At 27.8% G+C, this 22,337-nt stretch carries 22 protein-coding genes; 1 reads left to right on the top strand and 21 read right to left on the bottom strand.

Annotation, left to right across the window (positions count from 1 at the left end):
• Positions 1 to 5: 5 nt before the first annotated feature.
• From kdpC to KXZ80_RS04990, 14 genes are all read right to left on the bottom strand, one after another.
• Positions 6 to 575 (bottom strand): potassium-transporting ATPase subunit KdpC, encoded by a 570-nt coding sequence (kdpC, locus tag KXZ80_RS05055; RefSeq protein WP_021432368.1) that lies wholly within the window; start codon positions 573 to 575, stop codon positions 6 to 8.
• A gap of 20 nt (positions 576 to 595) precedes the next feature.
• Positions 596 to 2,656 (bottom strand): potassium-transporting ATPase subunit KdpB, encoded by a 2,061-nt coding sequence (gene kdpB, locus KXZ80_RS05050; RefSeq protein ID WP_021432367.1) that lies wholly within the window; start codon positions 2,654 to 2,656, stop codon positions 596 to 598.
• 25 nt (positions 2,657 to 2,681) lie between these two features.
• The gene (kdpA, locus tag KXZ80_RS05045) at positions 2,682 to 4,427 is read right to left on the bottom strand and encodes a potassium-transporting ATPase subunit KdpA (RefSeq protein WP_021432366.1); all 1,746 of its coding nucleotides are present in this window, start codon (positions 4,425 to 4,427) and stop codon (positions 2,682 to 2,684) included.
• A 172-nt stretch (positions 4,428 to 4,599) separates the two neighbouring features.
• Complete coding sequence (locus KXZ80_RS05040; RefSeq protein WP_021432365.1) at positions 4,600 to 5,421, bottom strand: N-acetylmuramoyl-L-alanine amidase; 822 nt, start codon at positions 5,419 to 5,421, stop codon at positions 4,600 to 4,602.
• A 189-nt stretch (positions 5,422 to 5,610) separates the two neighbouring features.
• On the bottom strand, positions 5,611 to 6,147 hold the full coding sequence (locus KXZ80_RS05035) for a hypothetical protein (RefSeq protein WP_021432364.1): 537 nt from the start codon (positions 6,145 to 6,147) through the stop codon (positions 5,611 to 5,613).
• 134 nt (positions 6,148 to 6,281) lie between these two features.
• The gene (locus KXZ80_RS05030) at positions 6,282 to 6,806 is read right to left on the bottom strand and encodes a hypothetical protein (RefSeq protein WP_021432363.1); all 525 of its coding nucleotides are present in this window, start codon (positions 6,804 to 6,806) and stop codon (positions 6,282 to 6,284) included.
• A 118-nt stretch (positions 6,807 to 6,924) separates the two neighbouring features.
• A complete protein-coding gene (locus KXZ80_RS05025) occupies positions 6,925 to 8,154 on the bottom strand; it encodes a nitrogenase component 1 (protein ID WP_021432362.1) in 1,230 nt (409 codons plus the stop codon).
• Between the two features lie 320 nt (positions 8,155 to 8,474).
• Positions 8,475 to 8,891: a hypothetical protein gene (locus KXZ80_RS05020; protein ID WP_021432361.1), complete on the bottom strand. Its 417-nt coding sequence runs from the start codon at positions 8,889 to 8,891 to the stop codon at positions 8,475 to 8,477.
• Positions 8,892 to 9,106: 215 nt separating this feature from the next.
• Positions 9,107 to 10,105, bottom strand: coding sequence for a GGGtGRT protein (locus tag KXZ80_RS05015; protein ID WP_021432360.1), 999 nt, complete (start codon positions 10,103 to 10,105; stop codon positions 9,107 to 9,109).
• Between the two features lie 22 nt (positions 10,106 to 10,127).
• Complete coding sequence (locus KXZ80_RS05010; protein ID WP_021432359.1) at positions 10,128 to 10,820, bottom strand: iron-sulfur cluster assembly scaffold protein; 693 nt, start codon at positions 10,818 to 10,820, stop codon at positions 10,128 to 10,130.
• Positions 10,821 to 10,855: 35 nt separating this feature from the next.
• Positions 10,856 to 11,041 (bottom strand): hypothetical protein, encoded by a 186-nt coding sequence (locus KXZ80_RS05005; RefSeq protein ID WP_021432358.1) that lies wholly within the window; start codon positions 11,039 to 11,041, stop codon positions 10,856 to 10,858.
• A 221-nt stretch (positions 11,042 to 11,262) separates the two neighbouring features.
• Positions 11,263 to 11,748 carry a hypothetical protein gene (locus KXZ80_RS05000; RefSeq protein WP_021432357.1) on the bottom strand — a complete coding sequence of 162 codons (486 nt, stop codon included), beginning with the start codon at positions 11,746 to 11,748 and terminating at the stop codon, positions 11,263 to 11,265.
• A gap of 110 nt (positions 11,749 to 11,858) precedes the next feature.
• Complete coding sequence (locus KXZ80_RS04995; RefSeq protein ID WP_021432356.1) at positions 11,859 to 12,932, bottom strand: efflux RND transporter periplasmic adaptor subunit; 1,074 nt, start codon at positions 12,930 to 12,932, stop codon at positions 11,859 to 11,861.
• A 167-nt stretch (positions 12,933 to 13,099) separates the two neighbouring features.
• Positions 13,100 to 13,402 carry a DUF898 family protein gene (locus KXZ80_RS04990; protein WP_021432355.1) on the bottom strand — a complete coding sequence of 101 codons (303 nt, stop codon included), beginning with the start codon at positions 13,400 to 13,402 and terminating at the stop codon, positions 13,100 to 13,102.
• Between the two features lie 189 nt (positions 13,403 to 13,591).
• On the opposite strand from KXZ80_RS04990, the gene KXZ80_RS04985 reads away from it, so the two are divergent.
• Positions 13,592 to 14,884, top strand: coding sequence for an HdeD family acid-resistance protein (locus KXZ80_RS04985; protein ID WP_021432354.1), 1,293 nt, complete (start codon positions 13,592 to 13,594; stop codon positions 14,882 to 14,884).
• Between the two features lie 11 nt (positions 14,885 to 14,895).
• Here the strand turns inward: KXZ80_RS04985 and KXZ80_RS04980 are convergent, their stop codons facing one another.
• From KXZ80_RS04980 to KXZ80_RS04950, 7 genes are all read right to left on the bottom strand, one after another.
• Positions 14,896 to 15,786, bottom strand: coding sequence for a potassium channel family protein (locus KXZ80_RS04980; RefSeq protein WP_021432353.1), 891 nt, complete (start codon positions 15,784 to 15,786; stop codon positions 14,896 to 14,898).
• 166 nt (positions 15,787 to 15,952) lie between these two features.
• Entirely contained in the window at positions 15,953 to 16,492 is a 540-nt protein-coding gene (gene hpf / locus KXZ80_RS04975) for a ribosome hibernation-promoting factor, HPF/YfiA family (protein ID WP_021431434.1), read from the bottom strand.
• A gap of 198 nt (positions 16,493 to 16,690) precedes the next feature.
• The gene (locus KXZ80_RS04970; RefSeq protein WP_021432352.1) at positions 16,691 to 18,229 is read right to left on the bottom strand and encodes a phosphoenolpyruvate carboxykinase (ATP); all 1,539 of its coding nucleotides are present in this window, start codon (positions 18,227 to 18,229) and stop codon (positions 16,691 to 16,693) included.
• A gap of 290 nt (positions 18,230 to 18,519) precedes the next feature.
• On the bottom strand, positions 18,520 to 19,380 hold the full coding sequence (locus tag KXZ80_RS04965; protein WP_021432351.1) for an anti-sigma-V factor rsiV: 861 nt from the start codon (positions 19,378 to 19,380) through the stop codon (positions 18,520 to 18,522).
• Positions 19,381 to 19,392: 12 nt separating this feature from the next.
• A complete protein-coding gene (locus KXZ80_RS04960; RefSeq protein WP_021432350.1) occupies positions 19,393 to 19,899 on the bottom strand; it encodes an RNA polymerase sigma factor in 507 nt (168 codons plus the stop codon).
• Between the two features lie 180 nt (positions 19,900 to 20,079).
• Positions 20,080 to 21,267 (bottom strand): trans-sulfuration enzyme family protein, encoded by a 1,188-nt coding sequence (locus KXZ80_RS04955; protein ID WP_021432349.1) that lies wholly within the window; start codon positions 21,265 to 21,267, stop codon positions 20,080 to 20,082.
• Positions 21,268 to 21,385: 118 nt separating this feature from the next.
• Entirely contained in the window at positions 21,386 to 22,207 is an 822-nt protein-coding gene (locus KXZ80_RS04950; RefSeq protein ID WP_021432348.1) for a hypothetical protein, read from the bottom strand.
• Positions 22,208 to 22,337 lie beyond the last annotated feature (130 nt).

The following is a 22,337-nucleotide window of genomic DNA, read 5'->3' as shown; positions in this document are numbered from 1 at the left end:
ACTAATTATTTAATTTTTTCCAAATCTAGATTAAGCTGTAATACATTTACTGTAGGTTCTCCAAACATACCCATAAGCTTTGAATTTGTATTTTTATCTATAAGTTCTAATAATTTTTCTTTGGAAACTTTACTATACTTAGAAACTCTATCAACTTGATACTTAGCACCACTTAAAGATATATCTGGATCTAACCCACTGGCTGATGCAGTTACTAAATCTACAGGAATTTTTTCTGTATTTTTTTCATCATATTTTTTGTACATTTTTATTCTTTCATTTAATACTTTATCAAATGCTTCTCCAGTTGGAGACATATTGCTTCCAGAAGACCCTAGCGGATTATATGGATAATCTTGTGTCTCTGATGGTCTTGACCAGAAATATTTTGGGTCTGTAAAGTTTTGCCCGATAAGTTTTGATCCTATCTTTTTATCATTTTCTTCAATTATACTACCATTTGCTTTATCTGGTACAAATATTTGAGCAAAAGCAGTTATTGTTAATGGATATATAACCCCAGTTATGACTGTCATAATTAAAAATATTAAAGATGCTCTTTTTATATATTTCATATCTCAATCTCCTTATAATATTATAAAATTGTACCTATAATCATGTCTATAATTTTTATACATATAAATGGTGTTATAATACCACCTACACCATATATCATTAAATTTCTTGATAAAAGTTTACTTGCAGGTAATTCCCTATACTTAACCCCTTTAAGCGCAAGTGGTACTAATGCAATTATTATAATTGCGTTATATATAACCGCACTAATTATAGCACTTTCAGGACTATTAAGATTCATTATATTCAACTTATCCAATTGTGGATAAACCCCTAAAAATAATGGTGGTATTATTGCAAAATACTTAGCTATATCATTTGCAATACTAAAAGTCGTAAGTGCTCCTCTTGTCATAAGTAGCTGTTTACCTATTTTTACGATTTCTATTAATTTTGTTGGGCTAGAATCTAAATCTACCATGTTCCCTGCTTCTTTTGCCGCTTGTGTACCTGTGTTCATAGCAACAGCAACATCTGCTTGAGCAAGTGCAGGAGCATCGTTACTTCCATCACCTGTCATAGCTACTAAATGACCCTTTCTTTGATACTCATGAATTAAATCAAGTTTAGCTTTAGGTGTTGCCTCTGCTAAAAAATCATCCACTCCAGCTTCTGCTGCTATTGCCGCTGCTGTTAAAGGATTGTCTCCCGTTATCATTATTGTCTTTATTCCCATCTTTCTTAAATCATTAAACTTTTCGTATACTCCTTTTTTAAGAATATCTTTCAAATATATAACCCCTAATACCCTATTATTTTTACAAACAACTAAAGGCGTTCCACCTTTTTTTGAAATTTCCTCAACAATTTCATCACATTCCTTTGGATATTTACCCCCTTGTTCTTCTACAAACTGTTTTATAGCACTAGCTGCACCTTTTCTTATCTTATCTTGAATTAAGTTGGCTCCACTCATTCTAGTCTTTGCAGAAAAGGCTACAAATTCTATATCATCATTTGATAAGTCATTATCATCCAATGAATTCATCTGTTTTGCAAGCACAACTATGCTTCTTCCTTCAGGAGTTTCATCTAATACAGAACTCAATTTTGCACAATCCACAAACTCTTCCATATCTACATGTTTAAGAGGTATAAAATCACTTGCTTGTCTATTTCCATGAGTTATAGTACCTGTTTTATCTAAAAGTAGCACATCCACATCTCCAGCTGCTTCTATAGCTCTTCCTGATGTTGCTAAAACATTTTTATTATTTAATCTACTCATTCCTGCAATTCCAATTGAGGAAAGTAACCCTCCAATAGTCGTTGGAGCCAAACAAACTAATAAAGCCACAAGTGAAGTTATAGAAACCACAGTCCCTACCCCATTTTGTTTTACTGCAAAATAACTAAATGGATATAAAGTTACTGTTACTATTAAAAATATTGAAGTTAGTGCAATTAATAATGTTTGTAAGGCTATCTCATTTGGTGTTTTTTTCCTTTTAGCCCCTTCTACCATAGCAATCATCTTATCTAAAAAACTTTCACCTGGACTCGATGTTACTTCAACTATTAAGTAATCAGAAACTAGTGTAGTTCCACCTGTTACTGCACATCTATCCCCACCTGATTCTCTTATAACTGGAGCACTCTCCCCAGTTATAGCACTTTCATCTACTGAAGCAACTCCTTCTATAACATCTCCATCTGCAGGAACTTGCTCATTTACATCAACTAAAACTATATCTCCTTTTTTTAATAAGCTTGATTGTATCATTTCAAACTCACTATTTTTGTCGCAATACTTTAACTTTTTAGCTAATACATCTTTCTTTGCAGCTCTTAAACTACTAGCCTGAGCTTTACCTCTTCCTTCTGCTATAGCTTCTGCAAAGTTTGCAAATAATACTGTAGACCATAAGAAAATGCTTATCATTAAATCAAATGATGTATTGTCATTCGTCATATTAAAAAATGACATAATAGTCATTAAACTAGTAATTATTGATCCTATATATACTACAAACATAACTGGATTTTTAAGCTGTACTTTAAAACTTAACTTTTTAATAGAATCTTTTATAGCATCTTTTATAATATCTTTGCTTACAAAGCTTTTATTTGAATTACTCATAATAATATCTCCCTTATACTAAAGTTTAAAAAAACATATTCAGATGTTCTGCGATTGGTCCAAGAGCTAGTGATGGTAAAAATCCTAATGCCCCTATCATAAGAACAACTCCAACTAATAAAAATACAAATAACATATTATTAGTTGCTAGTGTTCCTGCACTTTGTGGTACTATTTTTTTACTAGCTAATGATTGTGCTATTTTTATAATTAAAACTATTGGTATAAAACGAGCTAATATCATTATTAAACTTGTTAATATATTCATAAAACTATTATTTACATAAAATCCTGCAAATGCACTTCCATTGTTGTTTCCTGTAGAACTTAGTGCATATAAAATCTCCGAAAAACCATGTGGTCCATTATTAGTTAAGAAAAAATCTATATTTGGAACCATACATGTGATAGCACTTCCAACTAATACTAATGCTGGAGTAGTTATTATTAAAATTGACGCCATTTTCATTTCAAATGGTTCTATTTTTTTGCCTAGATATTCTGGAGTTCTACCTACCATAAGCCCTGATATAAACACCGTAAGAATTACGAATGCAAGCATTCCATAAAGTCCACATCCAACTCCTCCAAATACAACCTCACCTAATTGCATAAGTAGTGTTAAAATCATTCCTCCCATTGGTGTAAAAGAGTCATGCATAGAGTTTACAGATCCATTTGATGCTGAAGTAGTTGTTACTCCCCATATAGATGAATTTATTACTCCAAATCTAGCTTCTTTTCCTTCCATGTTTCCACCAGATTGGTCAGATTTAAATTCACTTGTTATATATTTATTATGTGCAAGCTCTGGAGTAGCTTTAAATTCAAAATACATTGCAGATGATATTGCTAGTGTGAATATAATCATCATTGCACATAAAATTACATTTCCTTGCTTTCTATCGTTTACCATCTCTCCAAATGTAAAGCATAATGCTACAGGTATTAAAATTATAGAAACAACTTGTGCCATATTTGATAAGTAAGTTGGATTCTCAAATGGATATGCTGAATTCGTACCAAAGAATCCACCTCCATTAGTTCCTAATTGTTTTATAGCAATTTGACTTGCTGCAGGCCCTCCTGGAATTATTTGATTATCTATTACCCCTTTATTTTCTGTTTCTACACTCTGTACTAACTTAACTTCTTGATAAGGCTTTAAATTTTGTACTACTCCTTGTGTAGTTAAAAATACAGCTAAAACAACAGAAAGTGGTAAAAGTATATATAAAGTTGACTTAGTTAAATCTTTCCAGAAGTTCCCTATATAATTGCATTTACTTCTTTTAAATCCTCTTATTAATACCATAAGTACACTTATTCCTACCGCTGCTGATAAAAAGTTTTGAACAGTTAATCCTACCATTTGAGTTAAATAGCTTAAAGTACTTTCTCCACTATAAGCTTGCCAGTTTGTATTTGTAACAAAACTTGTAGCTGTATTAAAAGCTAATTTCCAATCTATATTTTTTAGATTTTCTGGATTTAACGGAAGTATATATTGAATCATTTGCAATAAGAATACAACTATTAAACTTATTAAACTAAATGAAATAACACTTAATATATATTCTTTACCATTCATTTCTTCATCTTTTTTTACATTTAACACTTTATATATAAACTTTTCAATCGGTGATACTATCCTAGTTAAAAACACCTTTTCATCTTTAAATACTTTGGATATATAAATACCTAAAGGTTTTGCTAGTAATATAACTACTGCAATAAAAACAAATACTTGAATTACAATACTCATCTTCATAATCTCCTCCTAAATTTTCTATATACTCATTTTATGTGTTTTAGTATAAAGTGGAGGTTAAGATAATTATTGCTGTATTAAGATTGTATAAAGATTAAAAGAGTAAACAAAATTGACTTAAACTAAAAAAAGGTTACCTAATTTATTAGATAACCTTTTAAAATACTATTTATTATTTTACATACACGTTAGATACATATCCAATATGTCCATTAAACTTTATTTTATGCCAATCAAACTTAGTGTCTAAAACTTCAACTTTTTCTCCCTTTGATAAGTAACCGATTGTGTTAAACATACTACCTCTTCCGTTTCTTACACAAACTCCATCAGATAAAGCTATAGCTACATTTTTATTAACTTTAAGACCTTTTTCATCTTTAAATCCTAAATTAGAAATAACTCCGTCAACTATACCATTAGCTACTTTTTCTTGATATTCATTAGTTGTTAACTTACTTCCTTCATCCTCATTGGATATAAACCCACACTCTACAAGTACTGCTGGAGCTTCATTGTCTCTTAAAACTTGTAAGTTTCCTTTTTTAACGCCTCTATTAAGTCCATTAGTGCTACTTAATAAACTTTTTTGAACTACATCTGCAAACTCTTTATTTTCATCATTATAATAAAAAGTTTCTATACCTTTTGTAGTTGTATCTTCTGCTGCATTTTGATGAATAGATACAAACATATCAATATCTGCTAAGTTTGACTTATTTGTTCTTTCTCTTAGTGAAACATATTCATCACTTTTTCTACTAGTCATAACATCTATTCCACGTTTTTCTAGCTTTGCTTCAACTTTATTAGCTATTTGAAGATTTAAATTATCTTCGATTCTATTATTATAAGCAGATCCATTATCATTTCCACCATGGCCTGCATCTATGAACACCTTATAATTATTTGCGTGAGAAACTGTCATTGTCGACATAAATGCTGTTGATAAAACTACAGCTACTACACTCTTCCTTATTGTCGTAATTTTCAAAATATTCCTCCTTTTTAACTTTTGTGTAATTTTTACTACACAAACTATTATACATAATTTTTCATTTTTTTCAACACCCTTATTTTTTTTGACATTTTGTGAGTCTGTACCCAAATTTTATCAAATTAATAATTAAAATAAAAAAGGTGCATTCAATCTAACTTGAATGCACCTTTTTTATTTTAATTATTAATCACAATCACATCCAGATTCTTCAGAATCATCATCACAATCATCCCAAGGAATTAGTACTGGAGGTTTATCTTTTCTTTTTAAACAATTCACAGTTTTTTCAAATGACTTTTCTAGCTCATCAGCTAATACATTTATATCATTTTGTCTGCCTTGAGCATCTTTTATATCTTTAATAGCTGCATTTTGCGCTGGAACAGCTTTTTCTAATGCATCCATTATAGATTTTAAATCACAAGCTGCTTGCGCTAGTGCAGCTTCTATTTCTCCCAAATTATTTGCTAAGTTTCCAACATTATCATTAATTGTAACTAGTGCTGATTTTACTTCTTTTTGGTTTTCTTTAGCATTTTTTAAATCGTTTCCTAATTCTTCATTTCTTAATTTTATACTATCTATAATATTTTCTGTTCTCTCTATATCCTTTTTGCAATTTTCTCCACCACATCCATGATCCTTACATTTGTAATAGCATACATTTTCCCATTTATTTGCATGTTCACATTCATTCCAACCATTTTGTTTATAGCTCATCTTTAAATCCCCCTTACAAATTTTTAAGCTTTTAGCCTGTAATCCATATTATGCCTAACACATGCTTTTGTTTACTTTTTGACCAAACAAAAAAGGAATGTAAATAAATTTACATTCCTAAAAATACTATATAACTAGCAATGGCAACCCCAGTCTGGTTTTTCTTCATCACAATCATCCAAAGGTATTAATATTGGATTTCCGTCTTTTTCTTTTAAGCATTCTACTGTATCATCAAAAGCACAATCTAAATTGTCTATTAAATCTTTTAAATCTTTTTGTTTGTCTTGTGCATCTTTTATATCTTCTAATGCTGCATTTTGTGCTGGTATAGCGTTATCTAAATCTTTTATTATGCAATTTAAGCTCTTTACAGCATTAATTAAAGCATCTTCTATATGTCCTATATCTTTAACTAAGTTAGCTACATTATCATCTATATTATCTAAAGCTGATTTAACAACTTTTTGATTTTGCTTAGCATCCTTTAGGTCTTTACCTAATAAATTATTTTTAGCTCTTATATCATCTATAAGACATTTTGTTTTAGCTATTTCTTTATTACAATTTTTAGAACATCCATTTTTACATTTGTAATAGCATACGTTATCCCATTTATTACTTTCGCAGTTATTCCACATATTCTTTTTACAACTCATAGATAAATACACACCCTTTTATTTATTCTACAGATTTTTTATCTGTAATATATAATATGCCTAAATAATATATTTGTTAACATTTTCTTCTATTTTAAAACAAAAAAACAGAAGCTATCTAAGCTTCTATTTCACTATTTATGTCTATATTTAAAATTTGATTAATGATATACATGCATCCCTTAAACCCAATATATGGTGTATCAATACACTTATCAGCTGAGTCTAAACTCGTATTGCTTATCTGTAAATCTTTTTTAGATTTGTGTCTCATATCAATGCTAACTCTATCGCCTAAGAGTATCAATAGTTCTTTATCATTTAAATATTTTGTTGTTTCTAGATATGCTTGCTCATTTACAATGTTTGCATCATCGCAAGTCTTATAAATGATTTCTTTTTTATCAACATTAAATCCAAGCTCTTTTAACATTTCACTAATTCCTAAAACAGTATCAAAGTCACCAAATATGGCACAGTCTTTACTTCCTTTATAAAAGTAAAATTTCTTTTTTACTTGAAGCAATCTCTTTTTTACTTGATCCATTTCATAAGTGTATTTTTCTTCATCTAATTCATATCCATCTATTTTCTTTATAGATTCTATAAATTTTATGGCATTTTTAAATCCATATAAATTTATATAAATATATGGAATTCCATACTCTTCTTCCATGTATTTAGCAGCTTTTAGTGCATCTTTTCTAGCCACTATATTAAGTGATGCTTTAGATGCATTTTCTATTTCCTCAATACTAGCGTTAATGGTAAACATAGTGTTTACTTCTTTGTTAAATAATTCTTTCATCATTCTTTGTAACTCTTTTATATCTGCTAGATAATTATATTTATCAATACTAAATCCTATTATATTATATTTATTCATATCTTTTTCATTTTGTTTTACTATTTTTTTAGCTAAAAATTCTAATGCAAACTCTCTCCCTATATTATAATCATAATTTAAGTTACTCATATTTATAGGTAACAGCTTACAATTTGAAATTCCCTTTAAATCTTTACATAAATCTAATATTTTTTCACCAATTATAGAAGGTTGAGAAGATTCTACAATAAAAATATACTTAGGTTTAATGTCATTATCTAAATTTATAATAGTATTTTTTAATTTTTCAAATATACTGCAAACATTTTCATTTTCATCAATATGTATAGAATATATCTTACATCTATCCTCTTTACATATCTTATTTATGTTTTCTACAACATGATGAGTTTTTATATGTGTACCAAATTCAATAACACAAATATCACTTATACAAGATAGGGTCCATATCATTCCTATTTTATCATCAGGTATTTTTAAATATTTAAATCCTTCATCCATAATATCATTCCTCCAACGGTGCCAATGTATTTTATACACCCATTAAAATATAGATTGTATAAATAAGTTAAAAGCTATTTTCAGCTTACATATTGGAATTCCATTTTGGAAAAGATTTACTTTAAATAATTTATATACTGTTTAGATTTTTAATTTTAACTATATAATTTTATTAAATCATTTAAATATTCACAATTTCAAAAGCAATAGTTGGATTGTCCATATATAAGCTTTTATATTTAATATTACTTATTTAAACGTTTATTTTTGTTTATACCCATTTTTTTCTATTTATAACATATTTTTTTATTTTTTTAAAATTAGTTTTTAAAGCTTTCTAAATAAGCACATAATTTTTTAAATTCATTTATATCTTTTATATCCTGAAGTTCAGCAATCCCAATCATATATTGACTATATATGTGGTATAAAAACTGAACTTTATGCATTTCACATCTTTCAAATCCAGACTTAAAGGAGTATGAATATGGTATAAAATCATCTACATTGTTTTCAAAATATTTAATCTTAGCAAAGCAAAGTTTATGTATTTGAAACACCATAGCAAGCGCAGAATGTTTTTCCACAAATTTCTGTGAAAAGTATTCAATAGGCTGATACTTTCCTTTTGGGTGTATATACTCCCAATTACAATTAGAGTTTAAATGTAGTCTATATTCTTGTATAACCTTTTTCTTTTGTTCTTCTAATCTGCAATCCATTGAATTTAAATTCACAATAATCCCCCCTTTTCTTCTATTATATCAAGTTGATTTGTATTTATGAACGATAGTCTATTAGTATAGTTTTTTTCTATTAAAGTACCTATATAAATCATTAAATACTATTATATATTTTTATAATAAAATGTTAAAATTGTAATATTTTAAACGTAAAAAGGCAGTGATTAAAAATTTTAATCACTGCCTTTTTATTTTACACACACTAAAATTTATTTAAAACTTTCCTCTACGGCAACTGCAGTTGCAACTGTAGCTCCTACCATAGGATTATTTCCCATACCTATAAGTCCCATCATTTCAACATGAGCTGGTACAGATGAAGATCCAGCAAACTGTGCATCAGAATGCATTCTACCCATGGTATCAGTCATACCATAAGATGCTGGTCCAGCACCCATATTATCAGGATGAAGAGTTCTTCCTGTTCCTCCTCCTGAAGCTACTGAAAAATATTTTTTCCCTTCTTGGTAGCATTCCTTTTTATAAGTTCCTGCTACCGGATGTTGGAATCTTGTTGGGTTGGTTGAGTTTCCAGTTATAGATACATCCACTCCCTCATGGTGCATAATTGCAACTCCCTCTCTAACATCATCACATCCATAACATTTTACTTTACTTCTATCTCCCTTTGAAAAAGCCTTCTCTTTTACTACTTTTAATTCGCCTGTATAATAGTCAAACTCAGTTTGTACATATGTAAATCCATTTATTCTTGATATTATATATGCTGCATCTTTTCCAAGTCCATTTAATATAACTCTTAAATCATCTTTTCTAACTTTATTAGCTTTTTCAGCTATTTTTATAGCACCTTCAGCTGCTGCAAAAGACTCGTGTCCTGCTAAAAACGCAAAACATTTAGTTTCATCTCTTAAAAGCATCCCACCTAGGTTTCCATGTCCTAGTCCAACTTTTCTATCATCTGCAACAGAACCTGGAATACAAAACGCTTGTAATCCTTCTCCTATTGCTTCTGCTGCTTCTGCTGCTTTTTTACACTCTTTTTTTATAGCTATAGCTGCTCCTAGTGTATATGCCCAGCATGCATTTTCAAAAGCTATGTTTTGAGTATCTTTAACTATTTGATAAGGATCAAATCCTTTTGATTTGCAAAGTTCTCTACATTCTTCTATAGAATTAATTCCGTATTTTTCTAATACTGGAGTTATTTGATTTATTCTTCTTTCATAACTTTCAAATAAAGCCATTATAGTTCACCTTCCTTATTATTTATTCATGTCTTGGGTCAACAAATTTAACACCTTCATCAAATCTACCATAGTTAGACTTAGCTTTTTCTAGAGCTTCATTTGCTTCAATTCCCTTAGCCACCATTTCCATCATTTTTCCTAGGTGAACATATTCATATCCTATTATTTCATTATCTTCGTCTAATGCTAATTTGGTAATATATCCTTCTGCCATTTCTAAATATCTAGGTCCTTTTTCAAGACTTCCATACATAGTTCCAACTTGACTTCTAAGTCCTTTTCCAAGATCTTCAAGCCCAGCTCCTACAGGTAATCCACCTTCTGAAAATGCAGTTTGGCTTCTACCATATACTATTTGTAAAAATAGTTCTCTCATAGCAGTATTTATCGCATCACATACTAAGTCTGTATTTAATGCTTCTAATATAGTTTTTCCTGGAAGAATTTCAGAAGCCATCGCTGCTGAATGTGTCATACCTGAACATCCTATTGTTTCAACTAAGGCTTCTTGAATTATACCCTCTTTAACATTTAGTGTCAGTTTGCATGCTCCTTGTTGAGGGGCACACCATCCTACACCATGTGTTAATCCTGATATATCTGTAATTTGACTTGCTTTTACCCATTTACCTTCTTCTGGTATTGGAGCTGGTCCATGGTTTGGTCCTTTGTTTATTTTACACATATTTGTGATTTCTGTTGTGTAAATCATAAGAAATCTCCTTCCTCGGTGTAATTTTTCTCTTCTTATAAATCATCCACATCTTGTATAGGTCTAATAGCTTCTCCTTTAGGACAACCTGTATAGTGTCCATCTGGATCTGATTTGCTAGTACTTTCACTTAATATAGAGTTTACAACAGAGTTAATTCTTTTCTCTTTTTTTTGTAAGCTTTCACTTTTAATATTATTTTTGATATTGTTTTCCTTCATATTAAATCACCTCATGTTTAGGATTTCCATATACGTTAAATATTAAAAGTAAAATTTTTGAAAATTTATTATGAATTTATTATATGACTACGTTAAAATTAAATCAATATTAGATGTATAATACCTAATATTCTTATTTTTCTTACTTTTCTTATTTAATATAAAATCAAAAGCAACACTATTTTTAAATAGTGTTGCTCTTAATTAATACATTTTATTTATTAGCATTCACAATTATCATTGTGACTACATTTATTTACATGATTGCAATCGTGACTGCATTCATGGTTACACTCTTGATTACATCCATGGTTTTCATTTAAACATGGTTTATAACCATAGTCACCCATATTGCATCCAAAATCGTCTTTGTAGCAATCTTTATAGCATTTTACACTTGCTTCCATACAATTTTTAGCTTCATTCATTAAAGATTCACCTTGTTTAGCTAATCTTCTATATTCTTCCCATAAGCAATTTGCTCTTGCACATTCTTCTAGTGCTTGTTGTTTTAAACAATCAGCTCTTTGTTCTGCTTGTTTAGCTTGCTGAGCAACTCTACTAGCTTTGTTTATCATACAGTTAGCTTGTTCACATTTTTCATGAGCTAATTGTTGGTACTTACTACACTCACTACAGTCATTTAAGCATTCCTCATTACAACCTGGATTACATTTATTAAACTTGTTTTTGTAGTTGCATGTCATAAATCTATTCACCCTTTTTTTGTTATTAAATGCGACATATAAATATCAACATCTTAATAATATATATGCATGTTTTCTACAAAATGTTATACAAATAATCATTTTTTATATTATTTATGCTCTTTTAATTGATTATCTTTATTAGGATAAATGCTTTCGCCTTCTTTTATACTTTTGTCATTTGCAAATTTTATAATTTTATCTTTTTCTCCTACGCCTTCAGTTATTATTGCATACTCTCCATTTGTCTCTCCTGTTTTAACTTCTTGTTTATATACAATTCCATCTATTATCTTGTATACAAATCTTTTTTCATCTTCTTGTAATAATGAAGTATATGGAACTTTTATAGGATTATTAAGCACTTCTATAGTAGTTTTAACATGAAATCCATTTTTTACATTTTTTAAATCTTGATTTTCTAAAAAGTTAACCTTTATATCATAATAAGATACATTTTGTTTTGAATCTTTTTTAGGTGCAACGTTGTCAGATGATGGTCTTTCCCCTATAGATGTAATTTTACCTTTAAATTTTTCTTTTGTTGAATTTATTAGTACCTGTACTTCCTGATTTAAATTTATTTTAGACAATTCATCTTCACTGACTTGACCGTTTACATAAAAATTTTCACTCTCTAAAGTCATAATAGGTGAAATTTGACTTTGACTCGTTTGTTGGTTTATATAAACTTTACCAGCAAAAGGAGCATTTATTGATTCATATTTTCTATCTTCAAGACTACTAATTTGGTTATTTAATTTAGAAATCTCTTCATCTAAACTTTTTTTCATATTTTCATCTTGAATAGTATTCAATTGCTCTTCCTTTAATTTAACTGTTTCTTTTAATGTATCTATTTCAGATATATCTTTTTCGTTTTTATAAGTAAATAATGTTTGCCCTTCATCAACTTTTTGTCCATCTTCTACTGCTATATTATCTAACTCCCCCTTATTAGAATCTTCAAAAAAGTTTTTTGATTTAGCTGGCATAACTTTTCCATCTACATATATTTTTTCTTTTTCTGGAACCGTGTAAATTTCAGGAGTTTTAGATTCTTCAGACGCTTTATTCATATTATTTTTTATTTTAATTCCTAAAAAAACCACTGCAAAAATAGCTATTACTACCACTCCACCTATAATAGCTTTTTGCTTTTTAGATATTTCTGTTTTTTTCAAAACAATTCCTCCCATTTGTATACTTTTACTCAATGCCCATTATACCATTTTTTGGTTATTTTTGTAATAATATGTTTAAATTAAAAATAAAAAAATTTGATTTACTTATATCCTATATATTTTTAAAATTTTATCTATTTCACAAAAAAATGAGGATAAAATCCTCATTAGTTTATGAACTCAGTATTTTCAACTCTCCATTTAATTAAGTTTATATATAGCCAAAATCCGTATATACCAAAAGTTATTATAGTTAATACCCACCACTTAATATAATGTACAAATAAATCTCCACCAGTCCCTATGAATTGTAACCTCTTACCATCTATTGTAGTGTTATCTATTTCCCATCTATATTTAATACACATAGCCCATGGAGTTGCTATACCTAATGTTAACAAAGTTATAATTGCTGCTAAAATATTAACACCTATAAATCCTAATATATTTCCTTCAAATCTTGATTTCATTTTTATTTCCTCCTTTGTTGTTTATGTTTATATTATATATTCAGGTAAAATTATAGTCTATAAACTAAACTTTAAATAACTCTTAACTAAACCTTAAATTTTTTATGAATTATCTAAATTAACTCTAATTTATACATTCTTACATTTAATGTTATAATTTTCTTATACAATTTAATTTAGGAGGTCTTCATGAAAGTAAAAACTATTTCACCCTTTACGATATTATTATCTTCTATAGCTGTGTTTATCTTTGGAATAGTAGTTCTGTTTAATATAAGTTTTATAAGTAAACTAACTTTAAATATGATATCTATATATCTTTTAATTATAGGAGTTTTACATATACTATCTTATCTATTTAATAAGAAAAATACTATGTTAGGCAAACTTAGCCTAGGTATGTTATACATAATACTTTCCCTATCTATAAAGCTCCATCCTGAATTTTTTAGGATTTCAGCAGTCAGAATAATTGGTATATATGCATTTTTAAATTTTTTAGCCAGAACTACTGCTGCGTTAATTTTATATAAAAATAAAGTTAAAGGGTGGTTATTTGGTTTAATAGTTAGCCTTATGTCTTTAATTTTTAGCTTTGTACTTTTATTTCACCCTCAAGAATACATGATATTTGTTTCAAAGCTAGCAGGTATTTATGTTGTACTTTATTCACTTACTCTTTTAGCTGATTTTTTCAAAGAAATTTCTGATGAAAATATAGTTCCAGACAAATTAAAAAGAAAAGTTAGAATAGGATTGCCCCTACTTTATTCGGCATTTATACCTCAGCAACTTCTTGAAAAAGTAAATGGATTTGTTAAATTAGATTCTGATGAAGACACATTTATAGAAAATAAAGCTGTTTTAAATGCAAGCAACCCTTATTCAACTGTTGATATATTTATACATCTTGCTCCAGATTGTGCAAACGGATTTGGCCATATAGATATATCATTTGAAAATACTACATACTCATATGGGACTTATGACAGTAGCTCTAATAGGTTATTTACACTTGTAAGTGATGGTGTTTTAATTGAAGTTGAAACTGATAAATATATCGAAATTTTAAATACGCAATTTAATAGATCATTAATTGGTTTTACATTAGCTTTAACTAAAGATCAACATGAGTTAATAAAAAATAGAATAAATAAAATAAAATCTAATTGCTACTCGTGGAAATGTCCCGCTCAATTAGATCCCAATGTAAACTATAAAGATGAGACAAATATAATGTATATTGAAGCAAATTGCAAATACTATAAATTTAAATCAGGATATTTTAAAACTTATTTTACCTTAACATCAAATTGTGTTAGGTTAGCTGACACAATTGTAGGTTCTGCTGGTCTAGATTTAATAGCAGTTAATGGAATCATCACCCCTGGAACCTACTATAATTATTTAGAAAATTTATTTAGAAGAAAAAATACTATTGTAATAGAAAAGAAAATTTATAAAAAACATATCAATAATTAAAAATGAGTTATCTATTTATTAGATAACTCATCTTTATATGAAAGCATACTACTTAAAAACACACTCAAACAAACAACGCTAGTTACAGATATTAACATTGATGTAATTTTAGCAAGTACTGTAACCGGAATTATATCCCCATACCCAATAGTAGTAAAGGTTATTACAGTATAGTAAAATAAATCAAATTTATTATTAGCATGTAAAAATGCACCAGATTCTAGTCCATTAACTAAGCATACTATTAAATATAAATTAATAATTAGCATTATTAATATAAGTATAGAGGCTATAATAATTCTAGAATATCCGTTATCTTCTTTTTTTATAGATTTAATATTTGAAGGATTTGCTATTAATGTTATTAATGTTTTTACATTTAAGTAATAGCAAACTATCATCCCTATTAGACCTATATATACCTGATTTGTAAACTCTTTTGGGAAAATTAAAGCTACAGTTAAATAACTGCTTATCAGAAAATAACTTAGTATAAAATCTACTTTTAAATTTTTATGTTCTACATTATGTATAAATGTTTGTATCTTGAGACTCAATGCCAAAATATAACCAATTGCATAATGCACTATAACGATACAAATTAATGCTAAAAAAAAATTAAAAATTAATTCAATATTTCTATTTAATAAATTTATATGTAAATACTTAATAATTCCTGCATAAATAGTTACAAAGCTAGTCCCTTCAGCTACGACAATAAGAGTAGCTTGAATTATCCTTGTTAAAATAGCTTTATCTGTAAATAAAACTTTATAGGTATAATTTATCTCTTTTATAGATTGTGAAATTGATATTTTTAATTTTTTATTAATTCTTCTATTCCTAGTTAATAAAATTCCTATAGTAATCATAGTAACTATAATAATTATAAAACTTCCCATATATTCTCCACCTTATAAATAATTCTATTATTAATATTACTTACTTTTACTTTTATGTCAAATATTTATATCACTATGTTACATAAGTTATCCATAAAAATTAGTTAAGTATAATTTCCTTAAGCGTAAAAAAATCGATTGCAATAAAGCAATCGATTTTTTTATTTTATTGTTCCTCAATTATTCCATATCCTAATCCATGTCTTTTATATACAGTGTTTATTTTATCAGTTTCTGAATTTCTAAACATATAGAAGTCATGCCCTAGCAATTCCATTTGAAGTATTGCTTCTTCACTGCTCATAGGTTTTATTGAAAACTTTTTAACTCTTTCTATGTGAATATCTTTTTCATCTATATTACTTTCAAAATTATAATCTTCTATATTTTCAAATCTTATACTTTGATGACTATTTTTTCTATTTTTTGATCTAGTTTTATACTTTCTAAGTTGTTTATATAACTTATCATAAACTCCATCTATAGCTGAGTATAAATCTTTTTGCCCTTCTTCGGCTCTTATTATAGGTCCTTTTATTGGTAATACAGTTACTTCAACTGTTTGTTTTTCTTTTTCAGCGCTTATAGTAACTTTTACATCTGTATCTACGTTTAGGTACTGTTGTAATTTCTCCATCTTACTCTCAATCTTAGCGTTGATGCTTTCTGTTGGATTTATATTTTTACCGATTACTCTTATATTCATAAGTAGTACCTCCTTGTATAAACAATTGTTAAATACTTAATCTTTTGTAAGGTTTTATATTTAACTTACCTTAATTCTATAGCAACTTCTTCCAGATTTCCATTCTATATTTTATATTTTTTTCGTGGTATAATATTAATTGTGGGGTATTTTACCAAATGCAAAAAGAGCTATCTTAAAAAGATAGCTCTTTCTTTATTATATTGAAACAGTAGCAGCTATTTTTTCCTCTGGAGACCCTTCGTATTTAGCTAACCACACTTTTCTTTCTAATTTTAATTTATTTGCAATTTTATCATATTCTTCTTTAGTGTAATAATTTCTTGGATTATATTTATTTATATCTATTCCATCTACTTTTGAAGGAATCATATAACCCCATTCTTCATCTTCTACCCAATCTATGTTATCTCTTGCTATTTCTTTCATTATAGTAGTAGATACTTTGATAGTTAATTTTTCACCATCAAAATCATCTTTAGCTCCAACACTTCCTGTATTTAGTATGAAACATTCCATATCAGGGTTGTTTTGTAATATTTCTCTAAGTTTTATACCTTCTTCTATTTCAGGTCCCATTATAAATGGATTTGTTCCAACGCATCTTTTTGATTGACCTGCTTTTGTTGGGTCCCCTGCTGAAGTTTCTATAGACTCTCCTAACATGAATGTATCTAAAGCTTGTTTTGGACCTAACTTAACTACAGGCGGTACTACATCTTTTCTTCTAGTTATAAATATTATCTTATTTGCCTTTTCTAAATTAACAGTGTCATCTGTTGTATCTATTTCTTCTCTTAATATAACTCCTCTACCATTTGAAGTTAAACTTGTATCATAAAAATCTACTTTTCCATCTTCATAAACTTTAATATTCTCTAATGCTGCATTTTCACTAGTAGCTGCTTTATATAACACACTTTGTTGTTCTGGATTTAATCCTTCAGTTTTTATATAGAATCCATTTTCAGTTCCTACGCAATATCCATTTTCATCCATGAATACAACGTCATCTTGTCTTACTATGGCTTTTTCTTCTCCAGTTAATTCATGATCATGTATAGTTAATGTTGTTTTTCCTGTTCCACTTAGTCCAAACATTATGAAACCAACATCTTTTAATTTTTTGTTTTTATCATATACTCTAAGGACTTTACTACCTGCATGGAATCCTAATCCTCCAGCTTGTTTTACCTTATACATAGCCATTCTTAAGAAAGATTTTTTAGATTCTCCAAAGTAGTCACTTCCTAGTATAAACGTAACTCCACTTTCTGGATATGCAAACATTATTCTTTCTGGCCATTCTGGAACATATATACTTACTAAATCTGGATTTTCACTATCAGTTGGATTAAATAATGTATTGTTCCACATATGAGCTATTCTTGCATATTTTTTAGATATATATAATCTACAGTTATATGAAAACTTATCGCTCATACCCATTTTTCTATCTACTCTTATCATTTCTTTGTCTTTTATATATTCAAATACTTTAGCTGCAATTTCATCAGCTTTAGCTTTACTTATTTCTTGTTGATCTACACCAGTTTTTATTTCATCCACTATATAAGTATTTTTAGCACTTCTACTTCTAACTTCACTTATATAACTAGCACTTTTAAATTCTGTTGTTTTTTCCATATCTTTTGCTAAATCTCTTAATTCTTTTCTAGTTGGATTTGCTATAACCTTTCCAAATAACCCATCATTTATATTATTTATACTAAACATACGTCCCCTCCACCTTCAATTAGTGTATCTTTTTTACATTATTAGTATATCATTTTTTCCAAAAATGTCTACTAATTTTACGTATTTTTTATATTCTTTCATACAATTTATTTTCTAACTATTATTTTACATAAAAAAAGAGCCTATCCTTTAATAGACCCTTTACATATTAATACCTTAATTTTAAATAGTCAAACTAGGAACTATCATAAATATGGTTAAAAATAGCCCTATCCACCCTATAATAAATAAAACCCTAATATAAGCTCTCGTTTCCATTATTATCCTCCCTAATTCATTAGTGGCTGTATAATATCATTTGGAATTGTAAATTCAACTAAGCCCATGTATCCTGGTGCTACTTCGTATTTATCAAAGCAAATAACAAGTTCTCCATCTTTATTGATATAAAAATCTTGATTTTTATCTATAGACTTGAAATTTTCATCTCCCATTTCTTTATCATCTAACCAATATATTTTATTTTCATCTTGTTTCATTTGATTTTTCATTTGCTCTTTTATATTATTGCTTATAGCATCTATATATTTATCATTGTTAAACATACCTTCTAGTGTTAATATAACCTGATTTTTCTTGTCTATATTATAGAATTTTCTTGTAGTGTTAGAAGACCCTTGTGCTTCATAATTGTAGATTACTAAAGATAGTATTTTATCATTATCAGTTTTAACTTCATACCATGATTCTGCTGCTTTATGACCTGCCGAGTTAGAATCTTTTAAAGATTTAACTTCTTGTAGATATTGATCGTATAATTTTTTACCTTCCGATTCAAATTCTTTATTTAATTTATACTCTAAATCTTTATTATCTAAACCTTCAATTTTTGGTACTTTTATAGATGCCTCGTACCCATCTTCTTTTATTTCATAATTGGAAAAGTTTATTATCTTTATTACACTGCCTATTACAGGTATTTCTTCTAAACTTTGTGCAAATGATTTATTTATATTAACTGCTCCTATAACAACACATACAGATGCTGCAGCTACTATCCATTTTTTATTAACCCTCTTATTTCTGTGTTTTGAATTTATAGCATCATTTACAACCTCATTTAAATTTTTAGGTATTTTTATATCATTATAATTTTGTTTTAATTTTTTTATTTTATCTATATCCTTCATAAACTTCACTCCTTAATAATCTTCTGTTTTTATTTTTATCTTAAGTCTTCTAAGTCCAGTATAAAGTTTAGTTTTTATTGTATTTGTATTTTGTGATAGTACATTTGCTATCTCATCTATTTTCATATCTTCAAAGTATCTTAAAACTATAATAACTCTATATTCTTCTGGCAGTTTTTCTAATGCTCTTTGAAGATCTATATCCGTATATGTGTCATTTGAGTTATATTCATCAGATAACAATTCTTCTTCTAAAGTTACATACTTACTATTTTTTCTTATATAGTCTATAGAACTATTTATTAAAATTTTATAAAACCATGGTTTAATAGATTCTTCATCTTTAAGAGAATCTAATTTTGAAAGTGCTTTGCATATAGAATCATGTACTATATCTAATGCATCATCTTGATTTTTTACATAACTATATGCTACCTTGTAAAAACCTGCTTGATTGTTTACTATATAGTCTTTAACTTTCTTTTCTTTAATTTTTTTATTTGAGCTCAATAATTTCATCTAAATCTATAGACCTCCTTTCACCTTACATATATATAGACGCTTTATACATACTAAAAAGTTTTAATTTTTTTAATTTATTATTCGGTTTTTCTTTTCATCAATTTAAAAAGAGCATCATTATCTAATGATACTCTAAAAAACTTAACTTTTATTTTTAATAGTTTTTCTAATTTTAATTTATAATATGCTAAGTGCTTTTTCTAAATCATATATTAAGTCATTATAATTTTCTAAACCTATAGAAAGTCTTATGCTTCCTAAACTAATTCCCATAGCATCAAACTTGTCTGGAGTCATCTCTTTTAAATAACTTATAGCCGGAGCATAAACTAAACTTTCAAACCCTCCCCAACTTACGCCTATGTAAAAATACTCTAATCTATTTACAAATGCTTTTATCTTATCAAGGTCTTTACAATCTAAATCTATAGCCATTAGTCCTGTATATCCATCCATTTGTTTTTTTCCTAATTCATATTGCTCAAAACTTTTAATTCCTGGATAATATACTTTTTTTACTTTTTGATGACTTTCCAAAAATTTTGCAACTTGTAGTGCATTTTCTTGATGTTTAGCTAATCTTATAGGCAATGTCCTTAAACTTCTCATTATTAGCCAAGCTTCGAATGGAGCTATTTTACCACCATATAAAGCATGCTCCTTTTCAAATATATCTTTTATATCTTTTTCACTTCCTATTATAACCCCTGCTACTATATCACTGTGTCCTCCTATATATTTAGAACAAGAGTGAACCTCTAAATCGATTCCCATTTTTAAAGGTTTTTGATATATAGGTGTAGCCCAAGTATTGTCTATAATAGTTTTTATATTATGTACTTTTGCAAGTTTTGAAATTTCATTTATATCTTGTAAACTAAAAACTACACTTGAAGGGCTTTCTAGGTATATTAAACAAGTATTTTCTTTTATATTTTCCCTAAACTCATTTATGTCTTTACCTGATATGTATGTAACTTCGATATTCATTTTTTCTTTTAAATAACTCCCCATAAAGTTGTTAGCTGGTCCATATATATTTTTTAATGTAATTATATGTCCATTTGGTTTTACAAAGTGCATAATAGCAGAAGATATGGCAGCCATTCCTGATGTGAAAAGCTTCGCTTTTTCTCCACCTGCCAATTTAGATAGCTTTTCTTCAACAATTGATACAGTAGGATTTTTTCCTCTTGTATATATGCAATTGTTTACAGGATCATCAAAAGCTTTATCTATAGAATCCCAGTCCTCAAAAGTAAATAAACTATTTTGATATATAGGTGGTACTACTGCTCCTTTATAATCTTTTTTATCCTCATCATAATGCAAAAGCATAGTTTCATCATAATTACTTTCTCTCATAAAACCCCTCCTAAATATACTTATTTATAGAGTTTGATGCGTTTATATATATATCCTTTTGAAAAATTAAAAATAGCTGTATTTAGTCCATTTTATACTAAATACAGCTATTTTTATATTATATATCGCTACTTAAAATTTGTCTTGGCCATGATAATAAATCTTTTTTAGCTATTTTAAGCCATTTTTCATCTGGGAAATGTAAATCACAGAAATAATTATGATAATTAGCTGTCCAAACATACTTATCCCAAACTACTATATTTGTTTTATGCTTATTTAATAGTTCTTCAAGTTTCTTTTTATGTCTAAACAATAGCTCTTGTTGTACTCTCTCAAATTCATAGTCATTACTACACTCTGTGTAATATTTAAATATAGTATTTAGATAATTTAAAAACCACTGACCATCACTATCTATAAGTATCTTATTTTTTTGTGGAGCTACATCATAATAGTTTATATATTTTTGTAGCCTTTTTACAGTCTTGTCATCAAGTACAATTCTTGGATAACAAGATACTTTACTCTCTGTATTATGAGCATCTAAAAGAGCTGGACCAAATACTATATCATCATTTATATAAAAGTCTCCAACACTAACGCCACCTCTTACAAATAAACCTTCTAAAGATAAGTTAAACTGATACTCTGATACATTTTCTAATATCTCATCTAATTCTTCTTCTCCATCTCCATTTATAGGATATGCAACAACCATATTATCAGTAAATATTTTAATCTTTCCTTTACTATATTTATTAGGGATTATGCATTGTTTATTTTTATTTATAAGATAATTGATTTCTTTAAGTAGTTTATCTCCATATCCTTCTTCACAAGAATCTACTATCATTTGAGAAAATCCAAGTATATCTATTGCACATACCATAGAGTTCACTAAACTTGGGTTATCCTTATCATATATTTTTACACTCATTTACACACATCCTTAAATACTAATTATATTTTCAATTTATTATACAATAATTTTAAATTTTCTAAAACTATTATCAACAATTTCTTATATATGTAATTTCTTTAAGCATAAAAAATAAAAAAGAGAGCAG

Source organism: Paraclostridium bifermentans, from assembly GCF_019916025.1.
Taxonomy (GTDB): Bacteria; Bacillota; Clostridia; order Peptostreptococcales; family Peptostreptococcaceae; genus Paraclostridium; species Paraclostridium bifermentans.
The sequence above is the reverse complement of the archived record's forward strand: the minus strand, read 5'-3'. Positions and strand labels throughout refer to the sequence as shown.